Annotated in this window: 1 protein-coding gene; it reads left to right on the plus strand. The window is 37.0% G+C overall.

Annotated features, from left to right (window positions below; all coding sequences use genetic code 11):
* Positions 1–74: 74 nt before the first annotated feature.
* A protein-coding gene (locus FNW02_RS38190; RefSeq protein WP_191762642.1) for an IS630 family transposase occupies positions 75–1,188 on the plus strand; the annotation gives its coding sequence in 2 pieces (ribosomal slippage) (positions 75–495 and positions 495–1,188; 1,115 coding nt annotated over the 2 pieces). This gene is flagged as partial in the annotation.

Consider the following 1,188-nt stretch of genomic DNA (forward strand, 5'->3'; position numbering starts at 1 on the left):
TAGTAGTCCACCAAAGTTATTTTGACAGGTTGCTCTGTAGGTGAAATAATGGTATGAAAACACTTTTAAAAGTTATGTCAGCTAAATATACTGTTAGCCTAACTCAAGAGGAACAAGATAAACTATTGGATTTAACCAAAAAAGGTAAAAATTCCGCTCGTACCTTTAAGAAAGCGCAGATTTTATTATTGGCAAATGAAGGTTATACAGATTCAGCGATCGCGGACATGTTGATGTTAGGAGAATCAACAGTTCATCGCACACGTCAAAGATACGTAGAAGAAGGAGTAGAACTAGCACTATCTGAGCGTCCCCGTAAGGGAAGAGATAAAAAACTAACTCCCCAAACCGAAGCGTTTTTAATTGCAACTGCTTGTAGTAATCCACCAACTGGACATGAAAGTTGGACAATGCAACTTTTAGCCGATAAATTAGTTAGTCTCGAATTAATCGACAGCATCTCAGACGAAACAGTACGTACAACATTAAAAAAAATAAAGTAAAACCTTGGTTAAAAGAACAATGGTGTATTGGTGAAATAAATGGCGAATATGTATATCGAATGGAAGACTTACTATACTTATATGCTCAATCTTTCAACTGCTTTGACCCAATAGTTTGTTTTGATGAACGACCCTATCAGTTATTAGGTGATCTTGTAGAGCCTTTAGCTTGTAAGCCAGACCAAAAAACTCGGATAGATTATCAATATTCTCGTCAAGGTACATGTAATCTGTTCGTTTTCTACGCTCCTCATTATGGCTGGCGGCATGTAGAAGTTACCTCATCAAGAACTAAGCAAGATTTTGCTCATCAAATGAAAAATCTAGTAGATGTTTACTTTCCAAGAGCGCATAAAATTCGGGTAGTTTTAGATAATTTAAATACTCATACTCCTGCTGCCTTATATGAAACTTTTCGACCATCTGAGGCTAGAAGAATTCTTGATTGTTTAGAATTTCATTACACTCCGAAACATGGTAGTTGGTTGAATCAAGTAGAAATTGAAATCTCTGTTCTCTCACGTCAATGTTTAGACCGACGCATTCCTGACATTGAGACTTTACGTCAAGAAATTAGTGCTTGGGAAAAGGAGCGTAACCAGCAGAAAGCTAAAATCGATTGGCGTTTTGCAGCTTCAGATGCCAGAGTGAAATTCCAACGGTTATATCCTAATTTACACCTGTC

It is taken from the genome of Komarekiella delphini-convector SJRDD-AB1 (genome assembly GCF_014831675.1).
Lineage (GTDB): Bacteria > Cyanobacteriota > Cyanobacteriia > Cyanobacteriales > Nostocaceae > Komarekiella.